Below are 24,325 nucleotides of genomic sequence, written 5' to 3'. Positions count from 1 at the left end.
TTCATGACCAAGCGCATCGTCTTCACCGGCGGCAGCGGCAAAGCCGGCCGCCATGTCGTGCCCTACCTGCTCGACAAGGGCCACAAGGTACTCAATCTCGATCTGGTGCCGCTCAACCAGCCTGGCGTCAACACCGTCGTCACCGACCTCACCGATAGCGGCCAGACCTTCAACGCGCTCTCGATGCATTTCGATTTCGATGGCTTCACCACCGGCAATGGCCCGGCCCCCATCGACGCCGTGGTGCATTTCGCCGCCGTGCCGCGCGTGCTGCTGCGGCCCGATAACACCACCTTCACCGCCAATGTGAACTCGACCTACAACGTCATCGAAGCGGCTGTGAAGCTGGGCATCAAGAAGGTCATCATCGCTTCCAGTGAAACCACCTACGGCGTCTGCTTTGCCGAGGGCGACAAGGATTTTCACAGTTTTCCGCTCGAGGAAGACTATGACAGCGATCCGATGGACTCCTACGGCCTGAGCAAGGTCGTCAACGAAAAGACCGCCCGCGCCTTCGCCATGCGGAGCGGTATCGACATCTATGCGCTGCGCATCGGCAACGTCATCGAGCCGCACGAATACTCCATGTTCCCCGGCTTCCTCGCCAACCCCGCATCGCGCAAGCGCAATGCGTGGAGCTATATCGATGCCCGCGACCTCGGCCAGATTGTTGACCTCTGCATTGCCAAGGATGGCCTCGGCTATCAGGTATTCAACGCCGTCAACGACGAGATCACCACCAACGAAACGACCGCCGAGGCACTGCGGAAATATGCCCCGAACTCTCCGGTGACCCGGGCAATGGGCGAGCGCGAAGCGCCGATCTCCAACAAGAAAATCCGCGACGTGCTGGGCTTTAGGGAGCAGCACAACTGGCATAAATACGTCGGCTGATCGCAGCTTGCCGGCTGGACGGTCAGTGCATATAATAGCACCATGCTTGACCATTCGTCCGACCCCTATCTGCCGTCCGCCGTCCCCATGGATGCGCTGAGCGAGGTCCTGCAGGACTTTCGCCTCAGCGGCGTCAGCTATGGGCGCTGTGAGTTGCAGCATCCCTGGGGCATTGGCTTTGCCGAACAGCCGCTGCTGCGGTTCCACTTCGTCAGCAAGGGTCCATGCTGGATTCATACTGAAGAATATGGCTGGCAGGAGCTGAACGACGGCGATCTGGTACTGCTGCCGCAGGGTAATGCCCATCGCCTGGCCAGCGCCCCCGATGTCGCCGGCGATACGCTCAAGAGCTGCCAGGTGACGCGCTTCGGCGGCAATGTGTGCGAGATGGTGCAGGATGGCACCGGGGCGACCAGTACGCTGTTCGTCGGCTCGATGGCGCTGGGCGCCCGCGCATTGCATCCCTTGATCAGCCTGATGCCGTCGATCATCAAAAGCCGCGACATAGCCGCCAACGACCCCATGGTCGGCCCCCTCCTCGCCGCGATGACCGCCGAGGCCGCGCAGCCCCGCATGGGTGGTGCCACCATCCTGTCGCGCATGGCCGATCTGTTGACCGCGCGGCTGATCCGCTGCTGGGTCGATTGCACCAGTTCTTCGACCACCGGCTGGCTGGCTGCCATCCGCGACGTGCATGTGGGCCGCGCGCTCGCTGCCATGCACCGGGACCCCGGCAATAACTGGACGGTGGAGAGCCTAGCCGGCGTCGCCGGGCAGTCGCGTTCGGTCTTTGCCGAGCGCTTCAGCGCGCTGCTGGGCGAAGGCGCCGCCCATTACCTGACACGCTGGCGCATGCAACTGGCCCAGGAATGGCTCGGCCAGAGCGGCACGGCGGTCGCCGAAGTCGCCGCCCGGCTGGGCTATGAGTCCGAAGCCTCGTTCGCCCGCGCCTTCAAGCGCACCACCGGCGCCTCGCCCGGCGCGGTCCGGCGGGAACCTTCCGGACAAACGGTCATAGAATTCGGACTTTAGGATACATATCGTCCGGTGCGGCTCGTTTATGAAAGCCCTCCAAACTTTGGAGGCTCTTCAATGACTGACACGACATTACCGCTGGGCGGCGCCGCCTCTGCCGGCGACCGGTGGAGCACCAGCACCAAGCTCGCCGTCGTCTCCATGGCGGTCGCCACTTTCGCGCTGGTTTCGGCCGAGTTCCTGCCTGCCGGCCTGCTCACCCCGATGGCGGCTGACCTCGGCATCAGCGAAGGCACCGCCGGACAAGTGGTCACCGCCACCGCCAGCGTCGGTGCGGTCGCCGCGCTGTTCGCCAATGTCGCCATCGGCAAGCTGAACCGCAAGACCGTGCTGGTCGGCCTCAGCGCCCTCGCAATCATTTCCAATATCGTCGCCGCCATGGCGACCGACTTCTGGATACTGCTCCTTGGACGGGCTGGCCTCGGCATTGCGTTGAGCGGGTTCTGGTCACTCTCCGCCGCCGTCGTCGCCCGGCTAGTCGGCGTCAACGCACTCGGCCGCGGCATGTCCATCATCTTCGTCGGCGTATCGCTCGCCACTATCGCCGCCCCCTCGATCGGCGCCGTGGTCAGCGACTGGTTCGGCTGGCGCACCGCCATGGCGGCCACCGCGGGCGCGGCGGCCATCGCCATGCTGCTGCAACTGGTCAGCCTGCCCAGCCTGCCCGCCGGCAAAGGCACGACCCTCGGCGAAATCTTCCGCCTGATGAGCCGGCGCGGCGTCCAGCTCGGCATGCTCGCCGTGCTGCTGCTGGTCACTGGCCATTTCGCCGGCTTCGTCTATGTCCGCGCTTTCCTCGAGCAGGTCACCCAGCTTCCCGCTACATCGGTGGCTTGGGCGCTGCTGGGCTATGGCGTCGCCAGTGTCATCGGCAATGTCGTCGGCGGTCGCATGGCGGATACCAATGTCCGCGTTGGCCTCATCGTCACCGGCGTAACCCTGGCAGTCGCCACCCTGGCCCTGCTGCTCTGGGGCATGCATAGCGGCACCGCCTTCGGCTTCGTGGCCCTGTGGGGCTTCGCCTTCGGCACCGCGCCGATCGTGCTGCAAACCAACCTGTCGCGCGCCGCGCTCGATGCGCTCGAAGCCTCCGGCAGCTTGATGGTTGTCTGCTTCCAGGTCTCCATCGCGGTGGGCGCCTTTGTGGGCGGCGCTATCGTGGACGGCTACGGCGTCGTCGGCACGCTGGCCTTTGCCGCAGTCCTCGCCGCATCGACCATGGTTCTGGCCCTGCTCCAGCCCCGCAAATAACCAAAATGCCGGCAGCGTCACCGCTGCCGGCAATCTTGCTTCAGGCGGCCAACTTCAGCACCTGCGCCTCATTGTTGCGCAACCGCGCCAGATGCAGCTCCACGAAATTGTCTGGCACCGCTGCCTTGACACTCGGCCGCTCCGCCAGCGCCTGGCGCCACACCTGCAACTTGGGGAACCCGTCGAACAGCCCCGTATGCACCACCGTCTCCAGCGCATCGAGCTGGCGGAAGGCCGGCGCAAACACCGTATCCACATAGCTCAACTGCTCGCCCGCGAAGAACGGCCCGGTCACCGTATCCTCCAGCCGCTTGAACTTGGCCAGCACGCCCTGCCGCGCCGCATCCAGCTCGGTGACATCCTTGGCGCTGTTGAACTTGAAAATATCGCCCAGCAATTGCGAGCCATACTCCATCCACGACCGGTGCTGCGCCCGCTCCAGCGGATCCGCCGGATGCAACTTCACGCCCGCAGCGGTCTCTTCGAGATATTCCAGGATAACCGCGCTTTCGAACACGATAGCCGGCTCATGCCCGTCGCGCTCGACCTTGAGCACCGGCACCTTGCCCAGCGGCGACAGCGCCAGGAACCAATCGGGCTTGTTGGCCAGGTCAATATAGGTCACGTCGAAATCGACGCCCTTCTCTTTGAGAGCGATAACGGCGCGCTGCACGAACGGACAGGTCGGAAAGCTGATGAGAGTAAGTTTAGCCATGATAGCCCTTTGGGGACGAAGAGGGAGAGGAGGGCCGCAAGGCTAACAGTTCCGCCGCCCCGCCGGGAGGCATAGCCATGCGTTATTCGGTGCCTTTACGTAACCAACTTCCATTTCAGTACCACTTGGCAAAACGAATCTGCGCTCTCCCGCAGACGTCGCATGCACAACCGCCCCTTGCTTGTTCGCGCCACTCAGCCAGAATGCACGCGTGAACCAGCCCGACCTGTCCATACTCATCATCGACGACAATCGCATCCGTGCGTCGATCATCGAGGAAGGCCTGCGCGAGGCCGGCTATAACCGCGTTGCAGTGGTGGTGGACATCGACGCCGTCGCCCGCGTGGTGGAACAGGTGGCGCCTGATGTCGTTATGATCGACCTCGAAAATCCCAACCGCGACCGGCTGGAGCACTTCTTCTCCCTGTCGCGCGCGCTCGAACGCCCGATCGCGATGTTCGTCGATCGCTCCGATACCTCGTCCATCGAGGCGGCGGTCGCCGCGGGCGTTTCGGCCTATATCGTGGATGGCCTGCGCAAGGAGCGCGTCAAGCCGATCCTCGATATGGCGATCAGCCGCTTCAACGCCTTCTCGGCCCTCAAGCGCGAATTGCAGCAAGCCCGCAGCGAGCTGGAAGACCGCAAGGTGATCGAACAGGCCAAGGGCATCCTGATGCGCTCGCGCAATATCAGCGAGGCCGAGGCCCATGCCCTGCTGCGCAAGACGGCGATGAACCAGAACAAGCGCATGGCCGATATCGCCCAAAGCCTGATCACCGCCGCGGGCCTGCTGGAGCCATGAGATGAGCCAAACCATCATCGCCGCCGGCTTCATGCCGCTGACCGATAGCATGCTGCTGGTGGTCGCGGAGCAACAGGGGTTTGCCGCAGCCGAAGGCCTGTCGCTGCGGCTCGTGCGCGAAACCTCATGGGCCAATATCCGCGATCGTGTCGGCGTCGGCCATTTCGATGTCGCCCACATGCTGGCGCCCATGCCGATCGCCGCCAATCTCGGCCTGTCGCCGCTGCCAGTGCCCTTCATCGCCGCGATGGCGCTCGGCCATGGCGGCAACGCGGTCACGGTCAGCCTCGACCTCTGGGCGCAGATGATCGCCCACGGCGCCACCGACGATCTCGATCCCGCCACCACCGGCCTGGCCCTCGCCGCCGCCGTCCACGCCTCCCCCCGCCGCCTGCGCTTCGGCGTGGTGCATCAGGATTCCTCCCACAATCACGAACTGCGCTACTGGCTCGCCGCCAGCGGCGTCGTGCCCGATCGCGACGTCGAAATCGTCGTCCTGCCGCCACCTTTGCTGCCCGATGCGCTGGCCTCTGGCGCCATCGATGGCTACTGCGTCGGCGAGCCATGGGGCGGCGTCGCCGTCCGCGCCGGCCATGGCCGCATCGTCACCACCAAGTCGCGCATCTGGCGCTCCAGCCCCGATAAAGTCCTCGGCATGCGCGCCGCCTGGGCCGATGCCAACCCGGATACCCTCGCCGCGCTGATCCGCGCCCTGCACAACGCCGCCCTCTGGTGCAGCGCCCCCGCCAACCTGCCCGAAGCCGCGCGGATCATGGCGCAGCCGCAATTCCTCGACCAACCAGCCGACCTGGTCGGCGGTGCCCTCACCGGCCATCTCGCCATCGGTGCTGGTGCCACCCGCCAGGTCGAGCGCTTCTACGTGCCGTACGCCGGCGCCGCCAACTTCCCCTGGAAAAGCCATGCCGTCTGGTTCTACGCGCAGATGGTCCGCTGGGGCCAGGTGCAAGCCAGCCCACAAAACCTGGCGCTGGCCGCCGCATCGTTCCGCCCCGACCTCTATCGCGCTGCCCTCGCGCCGCTGGGCGTTCCAATGCCCCCGGACGACTACAAGATCGACGGCCTGATCACCAAACCCCTGGAACTGGCCACCCCCGCCGGCCCCCTGCTACAATTCCCCGACGGCTTCTTCGACGGCACCCGTTTCGACTGGTCCGCACCGCTCTAAACAACACCCGCGGCATAGCCGCCACCCACCGGGTCATCCCCGCGCAGGCGGGGACCTCCGTTCCTTCGCCAGCCATCCAAAACAGAGGTTCCCGCCTGCGCGGGAATGACCCGGATGATGGGTGGTTAAAATATAATCATATCGCCACACCGCTCAAATAATAACCAATATGCCGCCCATTTGTGCGCCCCTCTATCAATCCAGCACCGCGCCAAATCCCCTAACCCACTGATAATACTAACCCTCCCCAACTGGCACGCCCCTTGCAATATCCAGGTCGAAGCGAGCAATCGCATCGGTTTGGCGTCCAATGACGGGCGCCGCAGATAGGCAAGGCTGCCAACAGGATTCCCCCGGCTCGTCCGGGGGGTTGTCCCGTTGGCGGCCTTTTCGTTTTGGCTCACGCAAAAGGGGACGACAATGTATCAATCCAGCATCGACCAGTTCGCCGACACCGCCGCCGCAAAAGTCCGTGCTATTCGCGATAATCCAGTTGGTTTCATGATCGGCTCGGCCATGGCCGGCGCCTATGTGGGCCTCGCCATCATCCTGATTTTCAGCCTCGGCCAATTGGTCGATGCCTCGATCCGCCCGCTGGTGATGGGTGCCAGCTTCGGCATCGCCCTATCGTTGGTGATTTTCGCCGGCGCCGAACTGTTCACCGGCCACACCATGATCATGACCATCGGCGTCCTCCGCGGCACGGTGCCGATGTCGGGCCTCGGCCGTTCCTGGGTGATGACTTGGGCCGGCAACCTGATCGGCTCGGTCCTCGTGGCCGCCCTCTTCATCATGGGCGGCGGCGGCCAAATCCTCAAAACCGGCGCCGACATGATTTTCACCGTCGCCGCCGCCAAGATGCACGCCGCCCCGCTCGAACTGATCGCCCGCGGCATTCTCTGCAACTGGCTGGTGTGCCTCGCCATCTGGAGCGCCGCCCGCGCCAAGGATGATGCCGGTAAGGCCATCATGATTTTCTGGTGCCTGTTTGCCTTCATCGCCAGCGGCTACGAGCACTCCGTCGCCAATATGACGGTCTTCGCCATCGCCCTGCTGGCGCCCCATCCCGATACCGTCACCCTGGGCGGCGCGATCTACAATCTGGGCTACGTCACCCTGGGCAATGTGATTGCCGGCGTGGTGTTCATGGGCGGCGCCTATTTTCTGGCCAATGGCAAGCAGGCACGCCTCTCCGCCACCGTCCCCGCCACCACCGTTCCCGCGGAGTAATCCAGCATGGACAGCGATTTCAGCCCCGAACAGCGCCGTTATCTCGCAGGCCTCGTCGCGGGCATGAACGCGGCCCGCTCGGCCGGAGGTGGCTCTGCCGCCCCGGCCGAACCGGTCGGCCCCGATGCGCCCCACCTCAAGGCCATGGCGCGCACCGAGGCCGAGGGCCGCACGCTGGTCGATCAGGAAATCTTCAAGCGCGACGAACACCCCCACGATGCCTATGCCCGCATGAAGACGCAGGCCGAAAGCGGCCAATACCCCAAGCCGCAGGACAATTTCCGCTGGCGCTTCCACGGCCTGTTCTATGTGGCGCCCAATCAGAATTCCTATATGTGCCGCCTGCGCCTGCCCAATGGCATTTTGAACCATTGGCAATTGGCGGGCTTGGCCATGCTCGCCACCACCCATGGCGGCGGCTATTCCCACATCACCACCCGTGCCAATTTTCAGATCCGCGAAATCCCCGCCGAAAAGGCCGTCAGCCTGATCGAGGCGATCCAGGATCTGGGCCTCCACACCAAAGGCTCGGGCGCCGACAACATCCGCAATGTCACCGGCACCCCCACCGCCGGCATCGACCCGCAGGAATTGCTCGATACCCGCCCCTATGCCCGCGAGTGGCACTATCACGTGCTCAACAATCGCACGCTGCATGGCCTGCCGCGCAAGTTCAACGTCGCCTTCGACGGCGCCGGCAAGATAGCGGCGCTGGAAGACACCAATGATATCGGCTTCCAGGCCGTGGAAGTGGTCGAGGGCGGCGGGGTCGAGCCCGGCGTCTGGTTCCGCCTGGCCCTTGGCGGCATTACCGGCCACCAGGATTTCGCCCGCCCCACCGGCGTCTATCTCAGGCCGGCCGACGCCACCCGCGTTGCCGACGCCATCGTGCGCGTCTTCATCGACCACGGCGACCGCACCGACCGCACCAAGGCCCGCCTCAAATACCTGCTGGACGCCTGGGGCTTTGAAAAATTCCTCGCCGCCGTCGAGGAAACGCTGGGCACCCCGCTGACCCGCATCGCCGATGATCTGGTTAAGGATCGCGCACAGCCCGACCGCCTCGCCCATATCGGCGCGCATGCGCAGAAGCAGGCCGGCCTCAACTGGATCGGCGTCGTGCTGCCGAGCGGCAAGCTGACCGCCATCCAGATGCGCGGCCTCGCCGAAATCGCGGCGCAATTCGGCGACGGCGATATTCGCCTCACCGTCTGGCAGAACCTGCTGCTGTCAGGTGTCCCCGATGCCCGCGTCGCCGACGCCGTCGCCGCCATCGAGACCCTCGGCCTCGCCACCACCGCCACCCCGATCCGCGCCGGCCTCGTCTCCTGCACCGGCAATACCGGCTGCAAGTTCGCCGCCTCCGACACCAAGGGCGCCGCCGAGCTGATCGCCACCCAGGTCGAGGCGCGCCTCACCATGGACCAGCCGGTCAATATCCACCTCACCGGCTGCCACCATTCCTGTGCCCAGCACTATATCGGCGATATCGGCCTGGTCGCCTGCAAGATCACTCCCGGCGAAGACCAGGAGCCCGTCGAGGGCTTCCACATCTACGTCGGCGGCGGCAGTGGCGCCGATGCCAAGATCGGCCGCGAAATCTTCCGCGACATTCCCAGCGAGGACTGCCCCAGCGCCGTCGAAAGCCTGCTCGGCGCCTATCTCAGACACCGCGATCACGACGCCGAAAGCTTCTTCGCCTTTGCCAATCGCCACGATGTCGCCACCCTCAAAACTCTCGCCAGCGAGCCTGCCTGATGAGCATCCACGTCGCCGCCCCCATCGAGATCATCCCCGCCAATGCGCCGTTCAGCGAACAGCAGCGCAAATGGCTCAACGGCTTCTTCTTCGAGACGCTGCTGAAATCCCAGCCTCCGATCGCCGAAGTATCGGCCCCCAAGGAAGACACCAGCACGCCCTGGAAGGACCCGTCCCTGCCCATCGACGACCGCATGGCCATGGCCGCCGTGCGCCCGCTCAAGCAGCGCATGATGGCCGCCATGGCCCAGCAGGATTGCGGCCAATGCGGCTATAGCTGCGCCAACTATGCCAGTGCCATCACCGAACAGGCCGAACCGCGCCTCAATCTCTGCGTTCCCGGCGGCAAGGCCACCGCCCGCATGCTCAAGACCCTCGTCGAAGAAATGGGCGGCGGCGTGCTCGATCCCGAAGAGGTCAAGCCCGCCAAGCCAGAAACCACCAGCCTGCCCGGCCGCTCCCGCACCCATCCCGTCGCCGCCCGCCTGCTCTCGCGCCGCCGCCTCAATGGCGAAGGCTCGGAAAAGACCACCATGCATGTCGAAATCGACCTGTCCGCCTCTGCGCTCGATTACGAAGCCGGCGACAGCCTCGGCGTTTTCGCCAAAAATCCGCCCGAACTGGCCGACGCCATTCTCGCCGCGCTCGATATCCCCGCCGACTTTCCTATCGCTGACCGCAGCCTTCGCGACGTGCTGATCGAGGACACCTCGCTGGGCCTCGCCCCAGACTCGCTGTTCACCTTCATTTCCTACCTGACCGGCGGCGAGCGCCGCAAGAAAGCCCAGGCCCTGTCGCGCGGCGAAGACCCCGACGGCGATATCGCCACACTCGACGTCCTCGCCGCCCTGCAAAAGTTCCCCGGCATCCACCCCGATCCCGAAGCGCTGATCGAAGTGCTCGAACCAATGCAGCCACGCCTCTACTCGATCTCCTCATCCCCCAAGACGGTGCCCGGCCAAGTCACCCTCACCGTGGACGTCGTCCGCTACGACATCGCCGACCGCACCCGCCACGGGTGCGCCTCCACCTTCCTCGGCCACCGCGCCGATACCGGCGAAGATGTTTTGGTCTATGTGCAAAAGGCGCATAACTTCGCCCTGCCTGCCGATCCCGCCACTCCCATCATCATGGTCGGCCCCGGCACCGGCATCGCCCCCTTCCGTGCCTTCCTTGAGGAGCGTCAGGCGGTCGCTGCGCCGGGCAAAGCCTGGCTGTTTTACGGCCACCAGCGCGAAGCCACCGATTTCTTCTATTCCGACGAACTGGAAGCGATGAAGAAATCCAGCATGCTGGCAAATTTGTCCCTCGCCTGGTCCCGCGACGGCGCCCAGAAAACCTACGTCCAGCACAAGATGATCGAAGCCGGTGCCGAGCTGTACCAATGGTTAACCGAAGGTGCACACTTCTACATCTGCGGCGACGCCAAGCGCATGGCCAAAGACGTCGAATCCTCCCTGGTCTCCATCGTCGCAACGCATGGCAGCTTGGGCGAGGAACAAGCTAAAGCCTTCGTCGCCAACCTCAAGAAAACGCAGCGTTATCAAAGCGATGTCTATTGACTAGCCGAGTCACCAGCGTGTCGCTATCCTCCTCGGCGGAGGATAGCTCACATGAAAAAGATCGCATTCATCGGCACCGGCGGCACCATTGCCTCACTCGGCAAGACCCCGCTCGACATCCTCGACTACGGCGCCAATAACATGCTGATCCCGGGCGGCGACATCCTCGCCCGCATCCCCGAATTGGCCTCAATCGCCCACGTCTTCGCCGTCCCCTTCCCCTCCGTCCCCAGCCCCAGCATCTATTTTCCCCAATGGCAGGCGCTGGCAGCGCTGTGCAGCACGCTGGTCGCCGAGCATCCAGACCTGGCCGGCGTCGTCATCGGGCATGGCACGGCGACGCTGGAGGAGACCGCCTATGTGCTTGGTCTGACTATCAAAATCGACATTCCCGTCGTCCTCGTCGGCTCGCAACGCCCCCTCAGCGCGCTAGGCAGCGACGCCCATATGAACCTGCTCAACGCCGTCCGCGTCGCCGCCTCGCCGGACTCGCTCGGCCGCGGCGTGCTGGTCGTGCTCAACGACGAAATCCACGCCGCCCGCGAGGTGACAAAGACCGCCACCGTCCGCCTGCAAACCTTCCGCGCCCCCGATTTCGGCATGCTCGGCTATGTCGATGGCGAATTCGTCGCCTATTATCGCCGAACCGAGCGAACCATCGCACCCAATACCGAATTCGACCTGACGGCCCTCGCTGCCCTGCCCCGTGTCGACATCAGCTACTCCTATGCTGGCGCCGACGGGGCCGACATCGACGCCTTCGCCGCCGCCGGCGCCCAAGGCATCATCTCCGCCGGTTTCGCCCCCGGCATGTCGACCCCGGCCCAGGCCGACGCCATGGCCCGCGCCCATGCGGCCGGCGTCATCATCATGCAATCAAGCCGCGCCGGCAGCGGCGTCGTTCATCGCAGCACGCGACTGCGCGAACTGGGTTTCCTGACCACGGACAATCTCAACCCGCAAAAAGCGCGGCTGCTGCTGGCTTTAGCGCTGACCAAAACCCGCGATCCCGAAGAAATCGCCCGCATCTTCCGCACCTATTGAGCCTTCGCCCTAGCGGTGGATCGGCTCCTTGCGGTGCCAGTTGTCTAGCTTGCGCGCGCCGGTATGCGGACGCATCGCCCATTCGATGCCATTGCCGATGACCTTCTGCACCATCGGATTGTGGTAGATCGGGAACGTCTCGTGGCCGGGCGAGAAGTAGAAGATGCGCCCTAGCCCACGATAGAAGGTCAGGCCCGAGCGGAACACTTCGCCGCCCTTGTACCAGCTCATGAAAATGATCTCGTCGGCCGCCGGAATATCGAAGGGCTCGCCATACATTTCCGACTGCGGAATCTCGAAGAACGGCGGGATGCCGTCGGCGATCGGATGGGCCGGATTGGTCACCCACACGCGCTCCAGATCGCCCTCGGGCAGCTCGCGCCATGCCAGGTTGCAATTGGTGCCCATCATGCGGCGGAACATCTTGGAGTGGTGGCCGGAGTGGAGGACCACGAGGCCCATGCCCGCCAGCACGCGCTGCTGCACGCGGTCGATATATTTGTCCTCGACCTCGTCATGGGCGACATGGCCCCACCAGGTCAGAACGTCGGTACGGTCCAGCAATTCCTGGGTCAGCCCCTGCTCTTCGTCGTCGATAGTGCGGCGCTCGATGGTGAAGTCGCGATCGGTCAGCCCGGCGGCCAGCGCGCCGTCCATCCCATCGGGATAGATCTTGGCGACCGGCGCGTCGTTCTTTTCGTGGCGGCCTTCGTTCCACATGGTCAGGCGAATAGTCACGGGGAGTCTCCGTAGATGATAGCGGGATCAGGCCGCGATGACGTTGTTGGACTGATCGAACAGGTGAAAGGCTGCGTGGTTCATGGCGAGCTGCACGACTTCGCCGGGCTTCATGGCAAGATCGCCCTGGGCGCGGACCAGAAGCGTGTCTTCGCCGTTGCGCACATTGAGATAGGTCTCGGCGCCGAGCCGCTCGACGATGGCGATGCTGGCCTGCATATCGGCCTCGCCGGCGCTCGCGACCGGGCGGATATCTTCCGGGCGAATGCCCAGAGTGACCTGCTGCCCGACAACTCCGGCCAGTGAGCGACCATCCATGCTTACCATCCAGCCGGCATTGGCTTTGAAATGCTGCGTCGACGCATTGCCGACGATGTGGCCTGCAACCAGATTCATGCGCGGTGAGCCGATGAAGCCGGCCACGAATGTGTTGACGGGGTTATTGTAGAGCTCGATGGGCGTATCCCACTGCTCCACCCGGCCCTTGTTGAGCACGACGATGCGCGTGGCCATGGTCATGGCCTCGACCTGATCGTGGGTCACGTAGACGATGGTGGGGCGCAGTTCCTGATGCAGCTTCTGCAATTCGGCGCGCATCTGCACGCGCAGGGCGGCATCGAGATTGGACAGCGGCTCGTCGAACAGGATCACGCGCGGCCGCTTGATGATGGCGCGGCCGATGGCGACGCGCTGGCGCTGGCCGCCGGACAGTTCCGCCGGGCGCCGATTCAGCAGATCCGAGAGCTGCAGCAATTCCGAAACGCGGCCGACTTCCCTGGCGATTTCCGCCTTGGGCACTTTCTTGAGATCGAGCGAGAAGCCGATATTCTGCGCCACCGTCATATGCGGATAGAGCGCATAGGACTGGAACACCATGGCGATGCCGCGCTGGTCGGGCGGCACGTCGTTGATACGCTGGCCGTTGAGGACCAAATCGCCGCCGTCGATGGATTCGAGCCCCGCGATCATGCGCAGCAGGGTCGACTTGCCGCAGCCGCTGGGACCGACGAAGACGGAGAACTCGCCATCCTCGACCTCGATATCTACGCCTTGGATAACGCCGACCGCACCAAAGCTTTTGCGCACGCCGGACAGTTGAATCATGGGAGTGGTCATCACTTTAGCCTTTGACGCCGCCGGAGAAGGTTTGAACCAGGTACCGCCGCGCGAAGCTGAACGCGATGACGGCGGGGATGAGATAGATGGTGGCAATGGCTGCCAGGAGGCCATAGTCGATCTCGTTGACCCGCAGGAACGCGCGGAACAGGCCGATCGGCAGAGTCTGCAATTCAGGCGAGGACAACAGAATCAGCGGCAGCAGGAAATCGCCCCAGGCTGACATGAAGGCGAACAGCCCGGCCGCCGCCAGCCCCGGCAAAGCCAGCGGGATCAGCACGCGGTGGATGCGCTGCACCAGCGTGGCGCCATCGAGAATGGCAGCTTCCTCGTAGTCCTTGGGCACGCCGTCGAAGAACACCTTCATGATCCATAGCGCCAGCGGCAACTGCCCCGTGGCCAGCACGATGATCAGGCCCAGATAACCATCGATGAAACCGACCATCTGCATAATGGCGCGGTAGTTTTCGCCCGCCAACGGACGCACCAGCGAGCCCATGCCGTTATTGGCCGTCAGCAGGATTTTGTAGAGCGGTACCAGCAGCGCCGTGGACGGCAAGACCCGGATCAGCAGGATGCCGTAGAGAAAGGGCTGCTTCCACCAGGCCTTGGACCGCGACAGCGCATAGCCGCCGAGCCCGGAAATGATCACCACCAGAATAGTGGCGCTCAGCACGGTGAACAGCGAATTGGCGAACCAGCGCGTGCCGTTCTCCGTGGCGAACACCCGGATGTAATTGTCGAAGGTCCAGCTATCGGGCCATTTGAGAAACAGCTGCGCGTTGCTGTCCACCGAGGCCAGCGCCATCCAGACGAAGGGCAGCAGGCAGAAGATCGAAATGATGATCAGTGTGACATAGGCCAAGGCCGTATAGGCGCCTTGGCGCGGAGAGTTGACGCCGGCCATCAGACTTCCACCTTCAAGGATCGGACATAGGCGATGCCCAGGGCCAGTGACACGACGAGCGCCACCACAGCTCCAGCCGCGCCGTAGCCGAGCTGGAAGTTGGTGAAGGACTGGTTGTAAATGTAAACGCTGATTACCTCGGTCTTGCCGCCAGGACCGCCGCGGGTCAGCGCATAGACCAGGCCGAACACCGAAATGGTCGAAACGGTCGAGATCAGCATGTAGAGGAAAATCGTCGGCGCCATCAACGGCAGGGTGATGCGCATGAACATCTGGCGCGGATTGGCCCCATCCATGCGCGCCGCCTCATAGACTTCGGTGGGCACGGCGCTCAACCCGGCGGTGAGCAGGATCATGGCGGTGCCGATGCCGCGCCAGGTATTGACCATGGTGACCATGAATAGCGGGAAAGTCTGCAGCCAGTCGGCCCAGGGCAGGCCCAGCGCGATCATGATCTTGCTCAGCGTGGCGTGGTCGCCGCCGGCGAGCATGGAAATCCACATGAAGCCGGCAACCACTTCGGGCGCGGCGTTGGGCAACAGGATCGCGGCGCCGAACACCGAACTACCGACGATCTTTCGCTTCAGCGCCAGGGCCGCGATGAAGCCGATGACGAACTGGCCGATAATGGCCGAGCCGACCACGAAGACGAAGGTGACGAACAGCGAGTTCCAGAACCGCGCATCGGAGAACAGGCGGAGGTAGTTGCCTACGCCGACAAAGCGCGGTTTGGCGGCGGCAAGGCCGGTCAGCGCCTCATTGGTCATGCTCAGATAGACCGAATAGAGGGCGGGATAGATCACCAGCACGGCCAGCGGGATCAGCGCCGGCAATAACAGGCGCAGCAATTGCCGCTCTTTTCGCTTCTGGAACGCGTCGAAGGCCATCTCTTGCCGCCTATCGGTGGATCAGGTTGAGGGATAGCGACGCCACGGGCGCCACGCTTTGCGAAGAGGAGAGAGACGCGGCCACCGGCCGCGTCTCGAGGCATCGAGCAGGAGGAGCTATCGATGCTTATTTCACCGCTTCGTCGCCGAGCGTCTGCTTGACGTAGTCGACCAGGATGGCCTGGGCGCCGGCAGCGTCGGTTTCCTTGCGCAGCAGGGCTTCGGTGGCACGAGCCACGCCTTCAGATACGGCGGACATGCCGGTCGCCTGCTTGAGATAGGTGCCGTGGTTGGCGGCGGCCTGGATCGGAACCAGTTCCGTCAGTGCCTGGAAGCGCGGGTCCGCCTGCACGGCATTGCTGGATGGGATATTGCCGATGCGGGCAGCCGTTTCGATCTGGTTGTCGACCGAGCCGGTTTCGAGCAGGGCCTTCTTGGCCAGTTCGAGGTTGGCAGACTTGGCGTTGACGGCCCAGGGCGCACCCAGACCCGCCAGCACGAATTCGCCACTTTCCTGACCCGGATCAGCCCAGGTGCCCACGACCGTGGTCACATCGGGGATCGGGTTCTTGCTCTCGCGGCCCCAATCGAAAATGTAGCACCAGGAGCCGCAAGTGGTCGCAGCCAGCTCGCCCTTGGGGAACATTTCATACTTGGGGATCACCCAGGGCTCAGGTCCGAGCAGCGGGTCGACCGGCATCAGGTCGTTGTCGATCAGGTCCTTGTAGAACTGGAAGACGTCGAGAACGCCTTTTCCGTTCAGGTCGAACTTGCCGTCGTCGGTGACGATCTGGGGCGTCGATGAGCCGATGATCAGATGCGAGAAGCCTTCGGCGAAGGCGCCGCCGCCCCAGCTGGTGCCAGCTGGGAACAGCAGGCCATAAGCACCGGTCTTAGCCTTGATTTCCTTGGCACGATCGAGCAGGTCCGCCCAGCTCTTGGGCTGTTCGGTCGAGATGCCGGCCTTTTCGAGCACGTCGCGGCGGAAGTAGATCTGCTGGATGCCCAGGATATAGGGCATCACATAGGTCTCGCCATCGGGGCTGACAGCAAGCTGCTTGGCCACATCGACGAAATCTTTGTACCCCGGCCAAGCCGCAAGCTCGGCACCAACCGGAGCGAGATAGCCGGCGGCGACCATGTCGGCGACGTCAGAAGCGCCGGGGATCGAGAACAGGTCCGGCGCATTGCCGGCAGCCAGCTCGGTCAGCAGCTTGGTCATGTAGTCCTTGTCGGGCGCCGGGTATTCGACGATCTCGACGGTGACGCCGAGTTCCTTCTCGATGCGCTCGGCAGTGGGGGTAAAGGCATCGATACCAGCCTGGCCATGCAGCGCGACGCGCAAGGTCTCGGCGTTGGCTGTGCTGGCAAGCAAGCTCATGGCGATGGCCGCAAGGCCACCTGCGATCAATCTATTCATCTTTCCTCCCTGTGCAGCCCGTTTTGCTGCTGGCGTCTATCTGACACTGCAACAATGTACACGCTTACATTTTTGCGGCAAGAGAAAATCGAACACTTCTTCCATTTTGTGTGTGCTTCGCATTTTTCGGTCATTTTGCCGTTTACGAGGCTTTGTCGGGTGATGTACACGTGTCCGCAAACGGGAGGATTTGCGACATGGTTTTGCGTTTGGGTGTCATCGGAGCCGGCCTCAAGGCGGCCGATTATGCGCGTGGTTGGGCGGCGATGAGCGACGTCGATATCGTCGCCACCGCGGAGGTCAGTATCCTGTCGCGTCAACGCTTTGGCGATGTCGTCGAAGCCGCCGGCAAGGCCCGCCCGACCGAATACCCCGATGCCGAAGCCATGCTTAAAGCCCAGGCCGGCAAGATGGATGCGGTCTATGTATCCACCCCGCACGTGTTCCACGGCGCCAACGCGCTGGCTGTGATCGAGGCGGGTTTTGACCTGCTGCTGGAAAAGCCGATGGTCACCACCGTCGATGAAGCCCTGGCACTGGTCGAAGCCGAAAAGCGCACCGGCAAAACCGTGGTCATCGCCTTCCAGGGTGGTCTCTCGCCCCTCGTCCACGACACCAAGGATCGCGCCCGTCGCGGCGATTTCGGCGACCTGGTCAGCGTCAACGCCTCGATCTGGGAAGGCTGGGCCAAGAATTATGCCGGCCAGTGGAAGCAGAACCCGGCCATTTCCGGCGGCGGCTTCATGTTCGACACCGGCGCTCATATGATGAACACCGTCTGCGTGCTCGCCGACAGCGAGTTCGAGCGGTTGAGCGCCTTCACCAACAATCGCGGCCTCAAGGTCGACCTGGTCTGCGCCGTCGCCGCCCGCCTCGCCAATGGCGCGCTGGTCACCTTTAACGCTGCCGGCGATGGCCCTCCGGGCTGCGAATCCGCCATCACGTTCTTCTACACCAAGGCCATCATCCGCATCGATGCCTGGGGCAAGTGGCGCGAAGTCACGGTCGAGGGCGTCGCCGAGCTGCGCGAGGAAAGCGAGATCCGCGATACCCCGATGCACACCTTCCAGGCCGTACGCGACGGCCGCATGGCCAATCCATCCACCGTGGCAAATGGCCTGCGGTTCGCACGGCTGTGGGACGCCATCAAGGCATCCGCCGCTCGCGACGGCGAGGCAATTGCGATAGATACGGGCGCGGCCTGATCGGAGGTCGCCAGGGAACGCTCATGATTCGCCGTAAGGGGCTCACATCGGTCGAATTGGCCAAGCTTGCCGGCGTGTCATCCGCGACGATCTCGCGTGCCTTCTCCAACGATCCGCGCATCAAGCCGGAAACCCGCGAGCGCGTCCTGGCGCTCGCCGCCGAACATGGCTTTCGCCCCAATGCCATGGCCCGCTCGCTCAACAACAGCCGCTCGCGGCTGGTCGCGCTGGTGGTCAATACCGTCGCTAATCCGGCCGAGGCCGAGGGGCTGGATCTGCTGATCCACCGCCTGCAGGAGCGCGAGCTTATGCCGCTGCTGCTGTGCTGCGCCAATCACGAGGACCGCGGCCACTTGATGCGCATCGCCTCGACCTACCAGGTCGATCACGTGGTGCTCTATTCCGACGCGGTTTCGGTGGATGATGCGCTCGACATTTTCCGCTCCGCGACGCTGATCGTCGCCTCGTCGGAGCCACTGGAAGGCCGCGCCCTGTTCGACGTCAGGCTCGATGCGACGGCGGCTACGGCCCAGATCGTCGATCATCTGGTGGGCCAGGGCCGACGGCATTTCGTCTATCTGTCGGGCCGCGCCTCCAGCCATATCGACAAGCAGCGCATGCGCTGGTTCGCCGACGCTCTGGCGCGGCACGGCATGGCCTTCGAAATCGTCGAGCACGGCGATTACTCTTACGAGTCAGGCTACAAGGAGGCCGCCTTGCTGCTGCGGCGCCTGCGCCCGGACGTGCTGGTTTGCGCCAACGACCTGATGGCGATCGGCGCCAAGGACGCGGCGGCCCTGCTTGGCCTCAAGGTGGCGGACGACGTTGCCATCGTGGGTCATGACGGGGTGTCGCTATCCAATTGGGACAGCCATTCCATCACTACCATCCTGCCTCCGGCCGGCATCGTCAGCGATGCCCTGGCCCAATTCATCAGCCTTACCCCGGCCAGCGAACCCCAACAACGCGTCGTCGACTGCATGGTGCGCTGGGGCCGCAGCACCGGAGAATTCCCCAGGCACTAGGGTTGAGCCGCACCGGCTCGAGGCCCCAAAAAGCAGCAGTGGCGTTATCCCAGCGTCCGTCGATCGCGCAAATATTCGCCATTGACCAAATTGCGCAGCTTGCCGGTCTGCAGATACATCATTGCTGTCTGCACCGACAGGCGACGGGCGTCAGCGCGGCTTTCGGGGCTGGACCATGCCGCGTGCGGGGTGACGATGAAGCGGTCCTGCAGCTTGCTGGCGCCGAGGTCGCGATAGGCAATCGAAAAGGCATCGTCAGGTAGTGGCGGTTCGATGGGCAACACATCGATGCCCGCGCCGCCGATCTGCCGCGATGCCACCGCAGCGATGAGTGCGGGAATATCGACGATCGCGCCGCGGGCGGTGTTGATCAGGATGGCATCGCTCTTCATCAACCTGAGCGCCTCCGCGTCGATGAGATCGCGCGTTTCCAAGGTCAGCGGGCAGTGCAGGCTGACCACATCGCTCAAGGCGAGCAGGTCGGCGAGGCTATCGACCCGCTCCACGCCGGCGGCGATTTCCATGCCCGCGGGCGCATAAGGATCGTAGGCGATCGCCCGCATGCCGAAAGCCTTGGCCCGGATGGCGGTGGCAATGCCGATCCGGCCCAGCCCCACTACGCCAAAGATGCGTCCCCGGATGCGGCGAACCAGCGGTGCCCGACCCGAATCGAAATTGCCGATGGGGTCAGCTTGTAGCTGCTGGTGAAACGTCGTGATGCCGCGGCAGAGCGCCAACATCAGGCCGATGGCGTGATCGGCAACCTCGCTGGTGCCGTAATCGGGGGTATTGGCCACCGGAATACCGGCCTCGCCGGTCGCCTTGAGATCGATGTGATCGAAGCCGACGCCGGCGCGCACGATGATGCGGCAATTGGGGATGCGCCGGACCAACTCGGCGTCGATCGGCACCTCATGCCAGACGATGATCGCATCGGCCGCGGCAAACACCGCATCGGGCACTTTGCGGCTATCGACGCGCTCGCGGAAAATGTCCCAGCTCACGTCGCTGCCGGCGGTGTTGCGCTCGATTTCGGCGTCGTCGGCATATTGCGCATCCGGCGTCAGGATGCGGAAACGGCTTGCCATTTTGTCCCCCCATTGCGACGCGGACGCAACTTCCCCGCCTCCGCCTCCCGGCCGATTTTCCGGTCATGGAGGCTTTCAATGCTTACGTTCTCATTTGGCCTCCGTCAATAATTGTTCATTGGCGCCCCTAATTGCGGCTGCTTGTTCGGCTTTGCGGCGTATGGCGATCGACAATCGTAATCTTGGATGTTGACGTTTACATTATCGTTGGGCAGAGTTGGGACAACGAGACGCCAAAGAGTGTCCGAGACGAAGCCGGAGGGGGAAGAGATGCCGTTGACGCTGATTGCGCCGCAGCCACCAGTCGTAGATGCCGCGCCGAAAAACCTCGGCTGGCACCTGCCCACGGACTGGAGCGCGCAGCGTCAGATCGCCTATGAGCTGGAGGTCGCGACAACGTCGGACTTCGCCGCCGGCTCGATGGTCTGGACCACGGGGCGTGTTGTGAGCGACAGCTCGCAGCATGTCGACTACCAGGGGCCACTCTCCGCCCATCAGCGTTATTATTGGCGCGTCAGGATTTGGGGCGACGCCGGCGCCGAGGCCAGCAGCGAGCCAGCCTGGTTCGAAACCGCCAAACTGTCCGCCGCCGACTGCCGCGGCGAGATGATCGGCCCGCAGACCGATCCGGGCGCCGAGAAGCAGGCGCCGTCAGTGGCCAAGCGGTTCACGCTGGCCAGCAAACCGGCCAGCGCCCGCCTCTACATCACCAGTTTCGGGATATTTCGCTGCTTTATCAATGGGCTGCGCGTCGGGGCGGATGAGCTGACGCCCGGCTGGACCTCCTATCGCGAGCGCCTTGGCTATCTCACCTATGACATCGCCGAGCACTTGCAGGCGGGCGACAATTCCATCGAAGTCTGGCTTGGCGATGGCTGGTATAGGGGCGAAATCTGCTGGCCCGCTCATCGCATCGTCAACGCCTATGGCGATCGCGTCGGGTGCCTCGCCGAACTGCGCATGGTTGACGAGGCCGGCACAGCGCGATCGGTGGTGACCGACAGCAGTTGGACCAGCGGCCTGACGCCGGTGCTGATGTCGGGCATCTATCCCGGCGAGATCTATGATGCGCGCCTCGAGGGCGAGACCGGCCCGGTTGGCGGCGTCGATGTATTGCCACTAGATAAATCGACATTGGTGGCCCAGGAGGCTCCGCCCATTCGTGAGCTTCCGCATTTGCAACCGGTCGATCAGCGATCGATCGGGCCGGGCGTCACGCTGGTCGATTTCGGCCAGAATGTCGCCGGCGCGGTCAAGCTCACCCTCTCGGGCGAACGCGGCGCCACGGTGCGGGTCAATTTCGCCGAAATTCTCGATGCCGAGGGCAAGGACCTCAACAGCACCAGCTTTCGTGGCGCCAAGGTGCAGCTCGATTACACGCTCAAGGGCGGTGGCGAAGAAAGCTACCAGCCGGTTTTCACCTTCATGGGCTTTCGCCACGCCCGGGTGACGATCACCGGCCAGGCCCGGCTGGTGTCGATCGAGTCCGTGCCGTTCACTTCCGACCTCGTCGAAACCGGCAGCTTTTCCTGCAGCAATCCGCTGATCAACCGGCTGCATGAGAATGCCCGTTGGAGCCTGCGCGGCAATTTCCTCGACGTGCCGATGGATTGTCCGCAACGCGACGAGCGCCTGGGCTGGACCGGCGACGCGCAGATTTTCTCGCCCACTGCCTCTTACCTGCGTGATACCGCCCCGTTCTTCCGCAAGTGGCTGCGCGACATGGTGGCTGACCAGCGCGAGGACGGCGCCATCAGCCATGTCGTGCCGCATCCCAATCGCTACCACGAAGCCAATATGCCCAATTTCTATGGCAGCGCCTGTTGGGGCGACGCGATCTGCGCGGTGCCGTGGACGGTTTGGACCTTCACCGGCGACCGCGATATCCTGGCCGAGAACCTGCCCGCCATGGTGCGCTGGATCGGCTACCTCACCAGTATGTCACCCGACGGCGTGCGGCATCCACCAACGCGGATCGTCGAGCGCGGCTTCACCTTTGGCGACTGGGTCCAGCCGCAGGGCTCGACCGTCAAACCCAATCCCAATACCGGCGATGATTTCGTCGCCACGGCCTATTACTTCGCCTCGACCCGCACTGTGGCGCGCGCCGCCCGCATTCTGGGCGAAACGGCCATTGCCGAGCAACACGAGGCCCTGGCCGACAAGATCAAGGCTGCATTCCAGCGCGAATTCATCACCCCAACCGGCCGGCTGCTCTACAATTCACAGGGCGCCTATGTGTTTGCCTTCGCCAACGACCTGATCCCCGAGCAGTGGCACGACAAGGCGATCGAGGACTTCAAGAGGGCCATCTATCGCACCGGCGGCCTCAACGAGCCCGGCCTGCAACTGGGCACCGGCATCATCGCCACCGCGCAACTGCTGCCCACCCTCTCCAAGATCGGGCTGCACGATATCGCCATCAAGCTGCTGCTGGTCGAGACCAGCCCGGGCTGGCTCTATCAGGTCAAGCGCGGCGCCACGACGATCTGGGAGCGTTGGGACGGTATCGACCTCGAGGGCACGCCCGCAACCTCGATGAACTCCTACAATCACTATGCCTATGGGGCGGTGGTCTACTGGTTCTATCATCATCTGGCCGGCATCCAGGCTGACCCGCAGGCGCCGGGCTTCGGCTCCATCATTATCGCCCCCGAATTCCATGCCGAACTGGCGCCGCTCCAAGCGAGCCACGACACGCGCTACGGCCGCATCGAAGCCGGCTGGCAGGTCGATAATGAGGGTCGGGTCACCTATTCGTTCACCACCCCGCCCGGAACCAAAGCGCGGCTGAAGCTGCCGGCGGGCGCGGCCGATATCACCATGGACGACCGCGCATTGAGTCGCGAGGAGGCGGCGCGCAGCCTGAGCCAGGAAGGGCTGCCGGTCAGTCCCGGCCGCCGCACGGTCACCTTGCGCCTGGCCGCATGACGGGGAGTGCCTAAGACACGTTCAACTAGGGAGGAAGAGAATGCGACTGAGTATACTCGCCAAGGGCCTGACGATGGGCCTGCTGGGTCTCACTGCGCTGACAGGGGCCGCCTATGCCCAAACCACTGTCAAAATCTATATGGGCCAGCTTTACGCCCCTGACTCCGATCCGCGCTCCAAGGAAACTATGGACGCGATCATTGCCGACTACGAAAAGCTGCATCCCGATACCAAGATCGAGCCAGTGCCGTGGCTCGGCGGCGACCAGTCGACCTATTTCGCCTGGCTGTCGACCCGTTACGCGGCCGGCGATGAGCCCGATATCGGCTGGTCGCACTATTACACCCGCAATGCCGAGGCGGACCGCTGGACGGCCCTCAACGAGTACCTAGATGGCCCCAACGACTACATCCCCACCGGCCAGCCGGGCCACGATAAGTGGAACGACGAGTTCTTCGACAATGTGAAAGCCCAAATCCGCGCGCCGGACGGCAACTGGTACCAGGTCAACACCAATTGGGTGGAGACGGGCTTGTTCATCAACAACGACCTGATGAAGGCCAACGGCATCGATACCAACTGGGCGAGCTGGACCGACTTCATCAAGAGCTGCAAGGATTTGAAGGCCAAGGGCATCCAGCCGCTGGGCGTCTTCGCGACCCCGGGCTGGAGCACCGACCAGTGGCTCGATACGCTGCTGATCAGCGCTGCCTTCGCTGATCAGATTCCGAGCTGGCACCTGCCTGCCTACGAAAATCCGTTCATGAAGGACCGCCAGCTGACGCCCGAAGAAATGGCCAAGGCCACCCATGACGGCAAGTTCAGCACCACGGACCCACGCTTCGATACCTTCCTCGATCTTACCAAGGAAGTGACCGACAACTGCCTCGTCGAAGGCTTCGCGGGCATTACCAGCCTCGACCAGATCATGAACCTGTTCTTCAACGACAAGGTCGCCATGGCCTGGCTCGGCACCTGGAATGCCCCGACGGTACGCGATACGGCCAAGTTCTCGGTGACGACGACGTATTTCCCGCCCTTCACCAACGAGAACAGTAAGTACCTGACCCAGCCCACCATCTATCGGGTCGGTGGCCCGTCCTCGAGCGGCCAGTTCGGCATCTCCTCGGGCGCGGCCGATCGAGGCACGCTCGATGCGTCGGTCGATTTCCTCAAGTTCCTCACCGCGCCGGCGCAGGCTCAGCGCATTGCCGGATATGACGAAGGCAATCTGCCGGTCATCAAGGGGGTCGAGCCGGCCGAGGTCGCCAAGGGGTTCTCGGCCATCTCGCAACTGCCGGAACGTGGCATCACCGATGCCGTCAGCCGCTACAATGGCGAGCAGTATGGCACGCCGCACAACCGGCTGCTGCAGAGCTTCATGCTGGGCGAAATCTCGCGGGACGAGATGAAGACCCAGTACCAGGCCCTGCTCGACAAGGCCGTGGCCGATCAGTGCGAGGCCAATAGCTGGGATTGGTGCAACCAGTAACGGCTCCCGTGGAGCGCTTGTTCACAAGGCGAGCGCTCC

Annotated in this window: 20 protein-coding genes; 13 read left to right on the top strand and 7 right to left on the bottom strand. The window is 63.7% G+C overall.

The genetic code is table 11. The features are described 5' to 3' along the window. Positions 1–3: 3 nt before the first annotated feature. Genes JWR51_RS02965 through JWR51_RS02955 form a run of 3 tightly spaced genes read left to right on the top strand, consistent with a single transcriptional unit; the run spans position 4 to position 3,180 of the window. A complete protein-coding gene (locus tag JWR51_RS02965; protein ID WP_299743440.1) occupies positions 4–894 on the top strand; it encodes an NAD(P)-dependent oxidoreductase in 891 nt (296 codons plus the stop codon). 42 nt (positions 895–936) lie between these two features. After that, positions 937–1,926, top strand: coding sequence for an AraC family transcriptional regulator (locus JWR51_RS02960; protein ID WP_299743437.1), 990 nt, complete (start codon positions 937–939; stop codon positions 1,924–1,926). A gap of 60 nt (positions 1,927–1,986) precedes the next feature. After that, complete coding sequence (locus tag JWR51_RS02955) at positions 1,987–3,180, top strand: MFS transporter (RefSeq protein ID WP_299743434.1); 1,194 nt, start codon at positions 1,987–1,989, stop codon at positions 3,178–3,180. A gap of 40 nt (positions 3,181–3,220) precedes the next feature. Here JWR51_RS02955 and JWR51_RS02950 read toward each other — a convergent pair whose 3' ends face one another. Continuing rightward, positions 3,221–3,898, bottom strand: a complete 678-nt coding sequence (locus tag JWR51_RS02950) for a glutathione S-transferase family protein (protein ID WP_299743824.1) — start codon at positions 3,896–3,898, stop codon at positions 3,221–3,223. A 208-nt stretch (positions 3,899–4,106) separates the two neighbouring features. Between JWR51_RS02950 and JWR51_RS02945 the strand changes: the two genes are divergently transcribed. The 6 genes from JWR51_RS02945 to JWR51_RS02920 all read left to right on the top strand — a co-directional run bounded on the left by JWR51_RS02945 (position 4,107) and on the right by JWR51_RS02920 (position 11,477). After that, a complete protein-coding gene (locus JWR51_RS02945; protein ID WP_299743431.1) occupies positions 4,107–4,697 on the top strand; it encodes an ANTAR domain-containing response regulator in 591 nt (196 codons plus the stop codon). 1 nt (position 4,698) lies between these two features. After that, complete coding sequence (locus JWR51_RS02940) at positions 4,699–5,883, top strand: CmpA/NrtA family ABC transporter substrate-binding protein (RefSeq protein WP_299743428.1); 1,185 nt, start codon at positions 4,699–4,701, stop codon at positions 5,881–5,883. 420 nt (positions 5,884–6,303) lie between these two features. After that, complete coding sequence (nirC, locus tag JWR51_RS02935; RefSeq protein ID WP_299743425.1) at positions 6,304–7,113, top strand: nitrite transporter NirC; 810 nt, start codon at positions 6,304–6,306, stop codon at positions 7,111–7,113. A gap of 6 nt (positions 7,114–7,119) precedes the next feature. Further along, entirely contained in the window at positions 7,120–8,871 is a 1,752-nt protein-coding gene (locus tag JWR51_RS02930) for a NirA family protein (RefSeq protein WP_299743423.1), read from the top strand. Further along, on the top strand, positions 8,871–10,433 hold the full coding sequence (locus JWR51_RS02925; RefSeq protein WP_299743420.1) for a sulfite reductase subunit alpha: 1,563 nt from the start codon (positions 8,871–8,873) through the stop codon (positions 10,431–10,433). Before JWR51_RS02930 ends, JWR51_RS02925 begins: the two co-directional genes overlap by 1 nt. Before the next feature lie 51 nt (positions 10,434–10,484). Then, positions 10,485–11,477, top strand: a complete 993-nt coding sequence (locus JWR51_RS02920) for an asparaginase (protein WP_299743417.1) — start codon at positions 10,485–10,487, stop codon at positions 11,475–11,477. 9 nt (positions 11,478–11,486) lie between these two features. On the opposite strand, the gene JWR51_RS02915 is transcribed toward JWR51_RS02920, so the two are convergent. From JWR51_RS02915 to JWR51_RS02895, 5 genes are all read right to left on the bottom strand, one after another. Beyond that, positions 11,487–12,215: a ThuA domain-containing protein gene (locus tag JWR51_RS02915; RefSeq protein WP_299743415.1), complete on the bottom strand. Its 729-nt coding sequence runs from the start codon at positions 12,213–12,215 to the stop codon at positions 11,487–11,489. Between the two features lie 27 nt (positions 12,216–12,242). After that, entirely contained in the window at positions 12,243–13,319 is a 1,077-nt protein-coding gene (locus tag JWR51_RS02910; protein ID WP_299743821.1) for an ABC transporter ATP-binding protein, read from the bottom strand. Between the two features lie 16 nt (positions 13,320–13,335). Continuing rightward, positions 13,336–14,238: a carbohydrate ABC transporter permease gene (locus JWR51_RS02905; RefSeq protein WP_299743413.1), complete on the bottom strand. Its 903-nt coding sequence runs from the start codon at positions 14,236–14,238 to the stop codon at positions 13,336–13,338. Further along, a complete protein-coding gene (locus tag JWR51_RS02900) occupies positions 14,238–15,125 on the bottom strand; it encodes a sugar ABC transporter permease (RefSeq protein WP_299743411.1) in 888 nt (295 codons plus the stop codon). Before JWR51_RS02900 ends, JWR51_RS02905 begins: the two co-directional genes overlap by 1 nt. Before the next feature lie 127 nt (positions 15,126–15,252). Further along, positions 15,253–16,545 carry an extracellular solute-binding protein gene (locus JWR51_RS02895; protein ID WP_299743409.1) on the bottom strand — a complete coding sequence of 431 codons (1,293 nt, stop codon included), beginning with the start codon at positions 16,543–16,545 and terminating at the stop codon, positions 15,253–15,255. A gap of 197 nt (positions 16,546–16,742) precedes the next feature. Here JWR51_RS02895 and JWR51_RS02890 point away from each other — a divergent pair, with 197 nt between their 5' ends. Continuing rightward, positions 16,743–17,750 (top strand): Gfo/Idh/MocA family oxidoreductase, encoded by a 1,008-nt coding sequence (locus JWR51_RS02890; RefSeq protein ID WP_299743407.1) that lies wholly within the window; start codon positions 16,743–16,745, stop codon positions 17,748–17,750. 23 nt (positions 17,751–17,773) lie between these two features. After that, positions 17,774–18,775 carry a LacI family DNA-binding transcriptional regulator gene (locus JWR51_RS02885; RefSeq protein ID WP_299743405.1) on the top strand — a complete coding sequence of 334 codons (1,002 nt, stop codon included), beginning with the start codon at positions 17,774–17,776 and terminating at the stop codon, positions 18,773–18,775. A gap of 44 nt (positions 18,776–18,819) precedes the next feature. On the opposite strand, the gene JWR51_RS02880 is transcribed toward JWR51_RS02885, so the two are convergent. Further along, the gene (locus JWR51_RS02880) at positions 18,820–19,863 is read right to left on the bottom strand and encodes a C-terminal binding protein (RefSeq protein WP_299743404.1); all 1,044 of its coding nucleotides are present in this window, start codon (positions 19,861–19,863) and stop codon (positions 18,820–18,822) included. Positions 19,864–20,103: 240 nt separating this feature from the next. On the opposite strand from JWR51_RS02880, the gene JWR51_RS02875 reads away from it, so the two are divergent. Together JWR51_RS02875 and JWR51_RS02870 are read left to right on the top strand one after the other, a co-directional pair. Next, on the top strand, positions 20,104–22,794 hold the full coding sequence (locus tag JWR51_RS02875; protein ID WP_299743402.1) for an alpha-L-rhamnosidase: 2,691 nt from the start codon (positions 20,104–20,106) through the stop codon (positions 22,792–22,794). Between the two features lie 40 nt (positions 22,795–22,834). Next, the gene (locus JWR51_RS02870) at positions 22,835–24,286 is read left to right on the top strand and encodes an ABC transporter substrate-binding protein (protein ID WP_299743400.1); all 1,452 of its coding nucleotides are present in this window, start codon (positions 22,835–22,837) and stop codon (positions 24,284–24,286) included. The last annotated feature ends 39 nt before the right edge of the window (positions 24,287–24,325 follow it).

This window comes from Devosia sp. (genome assembly GCF_028290625.1).
Lineage (GTDB): Bacteria > Pseudomonadota > Alphaproteobacteria > Rhizobiales > Devosiaceae > Devosia.
Note: the sequence above shows the minus strand (reverse complement) of the source record. Positions and strands in the feature narration are given on the sequence as shown.